Source organism: Candidatus Planktophila sp., from assembly GCF_046070465.1.
Classification (GTDB): Bacteria; Actinomycetota; Actinomycetes; order Nanopelagicales; family Nanopelagicaceae; genus Planktophila.
In genome coordinates this window covers 1-7,009 of the sequence record NZ_JBJTMK010000114.1, presented here as the reverse complement: position 1 = coordinate 7,009, position 7,009 = coordinate 1, and the positions used below count along the sequence as shown (strand labels likewise).

General features: G+C 48.9%; 7 protein-coding genes. 2 read left to right on the top strand and 5 right to left on the bottom strand.

The window, feature by feature from the left end; all coding sequences use genetic code 11:
* Positions 1-55: 55 nt before the first annotated feature.
* Genes ACKOVI_RS05165 through ACKOVI_RS05150 form a run of 4 tightly spaced genes read right to left on the bottom strand, consistent with a single transcriptional unit; the run spans position 56 to position 3,045 of the window.
* Positions 56-619: a DUF2017 domain-containing protein gene (locus ACKOVI_RS05165; protein WP_509603002.1), complete on the bottom strand. Its 564-nt coding sequence runs from the start codon at positions 617-619 to the stop codon at positions 56-58.
* Positions 619-912, bottom strand: coding sequence for an ATP-dependent Clp protease adapter ClpS (clpS, locus tag ACKOVI_RS05160; protein ID WP_509603001.1), 294 nt, complete (start codon positions 910-912; stop codon positions 619-621). Before clpS ends, ACKOVI_RS05165 begins: the two co-directional genes overlap by 1 nt.
* A gap of 20 nt (positions 913-932) precedes the next feature.
* On the bottom strand, positions 933-2,738 hold the full coding sequence (locus ACKOVI_RS05155) for a glycosyl hydrolase family 18 protein (RefSeq protein ID WP_509603000.1): 1,806 nt from the start codon (positions 2,736-2,738) through the stop codon (positions 933-935).
* A gap of 16 nt (positions 2,739-2,754) precedes the next feature.
* The gene (locus ACKOVI_RS05150; protein ID WP_509602999.1) at positions 2,755-3,045 is read right to left on the bottom strand and encodes a DUF3039 domain-containing protein; all 291 of its coding nucleotides are present in this window, start codon (positions 3,043-3,045) and stop codon (positions 2,755-2,757) included.
* Between the two features lie 70 nt (positions 3,046-3,115).
* Between ACKOVI_RS05150 and argF the strand changes: the two genes are divergently transcribed.
* Positions 3,116-4,057 (top strand): ornithine carbamoyltransferase, encoded by a 942-nt coding sequence (argF, locus tag ACKOVI_RS05145; RefSeq protein ID WP_509602998.1) that lies wholly within the window; start codon positions 3,116-3,118, stop codon positions 4,055-4,057.
* 54 nt (positions 4,058-4,111) lie between these two features.
* Here the strand turns inward: argF and ACKOVI_RS05140 are convergent, their stop codons facing one another.
* Positions 4,112-5,185, bottom strand: a complete 1,074-nt coding sequence (locus ACKOVI_RS05140) for a pirin family protein (protein ID WP_509602997.1) — start codon at positions 5,183-5,185, stop codon at positions 4,112-4,114.
* A gap of 227 nt (positions 5,186-5,412) precedes the next feature.
* Here ACKOVI_RS05140 and ACKOVI_RS05135 point away from each other — a divergent pair, with 227 nt between their 5' ends.
* Entirely contained in the window at positions 5,413-6,858 is a 1,446-nt protein-coding gene (locus ACKOVI_RS05135) for an HNH endonuclease signature motif containing protein (RefSeq protein WP_509602996.1), read from the top strand.
* Positions 6,859-7,009 lie beyond the last annotated feature (151 nt).

Below are 7,009 nucleotides of genomic sequence, written 5' to 3'. Positions count from 1 at the left end.
ATCGACAATTGCACGCGAAATTGTAAGAGCCATGGTCAGATTCTAGGGCTAATTTCTATTCAGTAATTTCATCCATCAGCGCTTCTAGGAGAGTCTCCTGTAGCCATCCAAGCCAACTGTAAACAGCATAGACCCCGCGGAGAGGATCATCGGGTGAAAGTAATTCGAGATGTTCGTAACTATTGTTCTCAATTTTCAATCGGACACCAAGAGCTAGCCGAACATCGTTAAGTCCACCGAGCCAATCGTTTGCACATTTGTGATCGAGTTCGATATCTCCCTCAGGAGATGCTTTGAGCATCATGCGAATTGACATTGCGTGTGCCTGCTTCTTTCCGCGAAGAGTTGACTCGGTATAGCGTCGGAATTCGGCTGCATCGACATCATCTGCATATGCATTTGGTAATAAGCGATGTAGAACTTCATCTTCAGGAGGTGAATCATGTGAAGTAATTCCGACCATTGCGGCGAGTGGATCTTCGTGGCCATGATCAACGCGCTCTGCAAGGAGTTCAATCATTTGTTCAACAAGGTTGAGAAGCACTTCTTTCTCTGTCTCAGCAAATGTCGCGACATATGAATCTGCGCCATGGCGCTTAAATCCTTCAGTTGCGGCCATTAAATTTGATCCCCGCGCTGCAATGTGGCCCATAATCCGTATTCATGGAGGCGAGCAACATCGTGCTCCATCTCCTCGCGACTACCGGTGGAGACTATTGCTTTTCCTTCTGTGTGCACCTGCATCATGAGTTCGGTTGCTTTAGCTTTTGAATATCCGAATAACTCCATAAAAACATAGGTGACATAGCTCTGAAGGTTTACTGGGTCATCCCAGACAATCGTGACCCATGGAGTATCCCCAGAGAATATTGCTGCGATCTCTTCTTCAAGGGCATCTGCCAATTTAGCCATGAGAAATACCTGCCATGGATTTATTTAACCAACTCTGAAGAGCCAACGCCACGGATAAGTATGGAGAAAGGCTTACTTGTAGTGATTGGCCACTGAGCTTGAGCTGCTGCACTGACTCGAAGAGTGAGAACTCCCTTTACCTGACCAGCGACTGGGAAAGTGAAAGCGCCCTGCGGGTCGGTGGTGATGACAGACCCGAATGGTTGCCACTTACCTGCTGCCAACTTCTCGAATTGAATAAAGGTTCCAGTTTCGCGAGGGCGGATGGATCCAGTAACTGTAAATGTCTCGTTCTTTTTCACAGATGAAGGGGCTGTTACAAATAACAAGCGAGACATTGTGATTGCGATTTCATTTGAAATTCCCTCGCCACGCTCCCAAGTGCCTTCGCTGTAAGCCCGAATTGTTGTGGCTTTACCAATCAAGAGCGGCTTAGAAATCTTGCCTGACGCATCTGTAGTAGCCGTTGTCAGAAGTCGCCAGGTGGAATCTCCTACAGATTTTCCTTCAATGCGAACTGCAATGTTTGCAAGTGGGGACTTATCTTTAATAGTGAAGGTACCTGCAATCGAGATTGGATCACCGTATTCAATAGCTGTCTTATCAATTGTGATTGCAGCTGTTACTTGGTCGGGGGCAATCGCCTTTGCAACGTTTCGGATGCCCTCAAGCGCAAGAGGCTCTTCCATGCCGAGCGTCCACTCTGCTATTCCGCCGAGTCGGTACTTATCAACGAGAGCCGCACGCAGCGTGAATGCCTTCGAATCCTGATACCAAGCAGTGCGTTGAGCGGTACACGATGTAGAAAGTCCACCCGCAGTGAGGCCGTTGTAGACCTTCTGGTAGCTAAAGGTCATCTCACCATATTGCTCATTGAATACGGGAGCCACTCCATATGAAGCAGCTAGCGTTTGTGCATCTCGCATCACAAAAGTCGCAGCTTTGGCTCCACCTTTAATCACTGATGCCACGTTTGCAGGACAGACACCGCTGACAGATGTCACCCAGTCGCGGCCATAACCAGCAATTCCAATAAATACTTTTGATGCAGGCATCACGGATACTGCGTATTGAAGCGTTCGCTCTGTCCATGTAATTGGACCAAGAGGGCCAACTTTTGCAACAGAGTAGTCATAAGTCATGATGCGTAGACGATCTATGTATGGCGCAATAGCGGCCCATGCATATACGTAATAACCCTTCTGGGTTCCCTTCGGGTCTAAAACGTAAGGCGTAGAAACTGATAACAACTTCTTTTCAGCATGAAGTGACGCGCTGAGCTCTTTAATGAATGCCGTCCAGAGTGGCGCTGTTTTACTCCAGGTGGAATTGCTGTCGACAAATGCAAAACCTTCAAAATCCAAATCGATTCCGTCGTAATTGTTTGTAAGAACCATCGATGTAATCGCTTGAACAATTTGAGTGCGTGATGCTGGCTTTGCAAGTAATCCAGCAAGCACATCTTTAGCTGTTCCGTCGGTGATAGTGGGCATTAATGCGAATCCTGCGTTGCGCAGCGCACCGACGGTTTGAGCCATCGGAACACTTGGGTTAGCAGGTGTATATAAGTCAGTTACGACAGCCTTCTGATTCTTACCGTCAAATTTCAACGTGTACCAAAATGGCATTACCTCTTTGATGAGATCAGCATTATTGATTGCTGCAGGTAGAGAAGTCTTAATGGAGTAATACGGAATCCAGCCGGTCAGAATTTTGCGAGGTGGGTTATCAGCTTGTGCTGCTGGAGCAATAAAAGTTCCTGCCAAGAAGGTTGCGCAGACGAGTGCTGCAATTGCAGATGCAACTCGCCTATTTTTTCTCATCATTGCGCGATGTCGCACATTACTCGTTATCTTCTGGGCCAGGTCGAAGGCCTTCGAAGATTTCTTTACACATGGGGCACACGGGATACTTGGAGGGATCTCGTGAAGGGACCCACTTCTTTCCGCAGAGAGCCTTTACCGCTTTCCCAGTTACAGCGGACTCAACAATCTTCTCTTTCTTGATGTAATGAGCGAAGCGATCGTGGCCGCCGTCATCCTCTTGAAAATCGGGTGTCGTCTCAGTGCGCGTCAAAGTATCGGTATCGGTGCTGATTCCGATGCCTTTATCTTCACGCGTAAATAAACCCATGCGGCAAGGATAGTGGCGAGGCAGAAATAACTCTGTGAAAGGCTTGGCATCGGGCGGGTAGAATTCTGTGATGAAGGATTTATTGAGAACAGAACATCTCTCTCGTGAAGATGTTGAACTCCTCTTGGCAACTGCCAGCGACTTCGCGGCACAACCTCTTCGAGCAAATTCTACTTTAGCCAACAAGAGCGTTGCCATCTATATGACCAAGCCTTCGACTCGCACCCGTCTTGCATCTGAAACGGCCGTCGCCCACCTTGGTGGAACTCCCATATTCCTTCGCGGTGATGAGCTCCAGCTTGGTCGCGGCGAGACCATTGCTGATACGGCGCGCATCATCAGTGGATTCTGCGATGCCATGATCATACGCACCTTTGCTCAATCAGATGTCGATGAACTCGGTGCAAATTCAACTATTCCAATTATTAATGGCCTTACAGATCTCGATCACCCAACACAGCTACTTGCAGATTGGGTGACAATTCGTGAGAACTTCGGAAGCGATATCAGCGGTCGTAAGTTTGTTTATCTTGGTGATGGAAACAACATGACCCATGCCTGGTTGATGATGGGTGCCATCATGGGTGCGCACGTTATTGCCGCAACACCTTCCGGAAAGTTTGCCCCTGATGCAGAAGTCGTTGCTCGTGCACATGCAATCGCTGCAAAGAGCGGAGCGACTATCGAAATCACAAATGATCCCGAGGCAGCTGCAAAAGATGCGAGCGTTCTCTATACGGATGTGTGGATGTCGATGGGAGACCCAGAGGCAGAACGCGCAGAGAAGTTTGCAGCGCTTTCACCATTTGCAATCGACGATCGTTTGATGTCACTGACTGCAGAAGATTCGATTTTTATGCACTGCCTACCCGCTCACCGTGGTGAGGAAGTTGCGGCTTCAGTTATTGATGGCCCGAAGTCTGTGATTTGGCGCGAGGCTTATCACCGCCGCACAACTATTCAGGCTTTGCTCTATCACTTAACACGCGGAGAGCTTAAGGGAAACAAATAAGCCTGCCGCATTCGCTGCAACAGGCTTATTTTTCTTACAGTACTTCTGGCTTACTTAGCTCTCCTGCATATCTGTAGGTGCTCCATGAACATCGAGGATCTCCTGTGCGGCGACATCAGCAGCTTTCACATCGCCGCCTAATTTATCTGTGCGATTAAGGGGACGCTTCGCATCTTCCTTATAGATAGCTGGAATCGACCCGAGTAGACCTTTCTGGAAATCCTCAAATGCCTGCAGTACTTCGCGCTTTGTATTCATGACGAATGGACCCATCCAGGCAACAGGTTCCTTGATTGGCTGACCACCGAGGATAAAGAGTTCAAGATTGGGTGAACGAGACTCTTGCTGCTTTGCAGCGCGAACAACAATCGCATCACCGTCACCGAAGACAGTCAATTGCCCCATAGATACTGGACGATGTTCATCACCCATAAAACCATGTCCCGACATTGTGTACACGAGTGCGTTGTAATCCTTACGCCAAGGAAGGCGAAGTTCTGCACCAGGTGCAATTGTTGCGTGAAGCAAAGTGATTGGAGTTTGTGTATTTCCTGGACCGAAGTGACCGTCAACTTCACCGGCGATAACACGTAAAAGAGATCCACCATCAGGTGTCGAAAGAAGTGCAACATCATGTGCCCGCACATCTTGATAGGCAGGTGGTGCCCACTTCTTTGCCGCTGGAAGGTTGACCCACAATTGGAATCCGTGGAATAGGCCACCCGACATCACTAGTGACTCTGGTGGAGTTTCAATGTGAAGAATTCCGCCGCCGGCAGTCATCCATTGTGTATCGCCATTGGTAATAGTTCCACCGCCGCCATTGGAATCTTTGTGATCGAAGATTCCATCAATAATGTAGGTAACAGTTTCAAATCCGCGGTGTGGATGCCAAGGTGTTCCCTTAGGTTCACCTGGTGCATATTCCACTTCACCCATTTGATCGAGGTGAATAAATGGATCGAGCTCTTGTAAATCAACTCCTGCAAATGCGCGACGAACAGGGAAACCTTCGCCTTCATAACCTTGCGGCGCAGTAGTGATGCTTTTAATTGTGCGCGCTCGGAGATTGGTGCCTGCGCTGATGCGCGGAAGTACGGTGATATCGCTAACGGTTACTGCAGGCATGATGTGCTCCTTTATTCATTGAATTGCATAGATATGCACTCTCGTTGTGCGCTTTTATGTAACTCGACTTTCTCAATATAGTTGAACTTTCAATTACCTACAACTTGTAAATCTTTTCTTTTATTCCCGATACTCTGCGAATTCCTCACTCCCGCCTTTTGCTTCTCTTGAAGAATTAGCGAGGAAAACTCTCTATATCTGTCGGTGGCTCCCATAAATATCCCCTTATGAGCTCAGCATTCATAATTCGCGACCACGACGCCGATGACTTCCGCGCCCAGCAAGGTAGCGCGGACGAATCTTTGCCTGAAGTTGTGGTCCGTCTTCTCCACGATATTCCTTCAGCCCGGGTCCTCGCTGAACTAGCTGCGATAGATCCGCAAGAACTTCCCCATGCTTCCCGTATCGATTACTTAACTGCAATCGAACGCCAAGAGTCGTGGATTCAGGCGCTCATGCATCGTGCTGTCGTTGCAGTTGCAGGACGCGAATCCGGGCCTCATGGAGATCCTGTTTACCAGCTCGATGATTCCGAGCGTGAAGATGTCTCTACAGCACTTCGCCTCTCACCATCAGGTGCGCAGATCAAGATTGATATTGCACGAGCCCTTACAAATCATCTACCCAATACTTGTTCCGCTCTCGCCACCGGCGAAATCTCCGCTGCACATGCAAATGCAATTGCACGCGAGACTGTTTCTGCCCTTAATCGTGGCTTGCCCGAATCCGTCATCTTCGAAATTGAAAATCGGGCAATTTCATATGCTGAATTCCATACTCCTTCTCAAGTCGGCAACTTGGTACGCAAAGTTATTACCCAGCGCAACCCGGAAGAGTTTGAAGATTCAGTTGCCAGTGCCCGCGAACTCCGCCGAGTCACCTGCTTCGACGAACCCAACGGAATGTCCACAATTATTGCGCTCTTGCCGGCACATGAAGCCAAAGTCGTAATGAATGCAGTTGAAGCATTTATACGACAGAGTGATCGCACCTGCGGACAATGTCTTGAAGATTTCAATGCGCTCTCTCCTGAAGCGCAGGACCATCACAATGCTCAAGCCCGTGATGATCAAGAGAATTGCAGCCATGTAGGTTCTGATAATCGCAGTAAAGATATGAAGCGCGCAGATGCACTTGCTGCCATTGCTTCACAGTATTTGTCATCGACTCTCGACGATGTCACTCCTCATCGCCGGCCGCTGACCGTTAATGTCACAGTTGATTTGCCAACCTTGATGGGCCTTGCGGAAAACCCCGGCGAACTTGCAGGATATGGACCGATTCCCGCATCAGTTGCTCGAGAAATTGCATCGGATGCGCGCTGGAAACGATTTGTCACAGAGCCCATTACTGGAAATCTCCTCGATTTTGGTCGAGAGCATTACGAACCTCCGCAGGCGCTTAAAGATTTTCTCATTGCCCGAGATCGAACATGTAGGTTTCCTGGATGTAGACGTTCTGCAATTCTCTCCGACCTCGACCATGCACAAAGTTGGGATTCTGGCGGCACCACTTCAATCGAAAATCTTGGTGCACTCTGCCGTCGCCACCATAAATTGAAGACTCATTATGGCTGGAAGGTGGAGAGCTTCGCCGATGGTTCATGTATGTGGCGCTCCCCTGCAGGGAAAGAGTTCTTCACTCCAGCACGTTCTGCGAACGAACCCGTGTAGAGCCCCCGTATTTCGTTAAACAATTGCCCTCGCTTAGAATCTCTCCTGTGAACAAGCATGCGCCATCTATCCCAAAGGTAATCCTCTATTACGGCTTTACGCCGCTGGAAGATCCCGAAGCTGTCAAGCTCTGGCAGAAGCAACTCTGCGA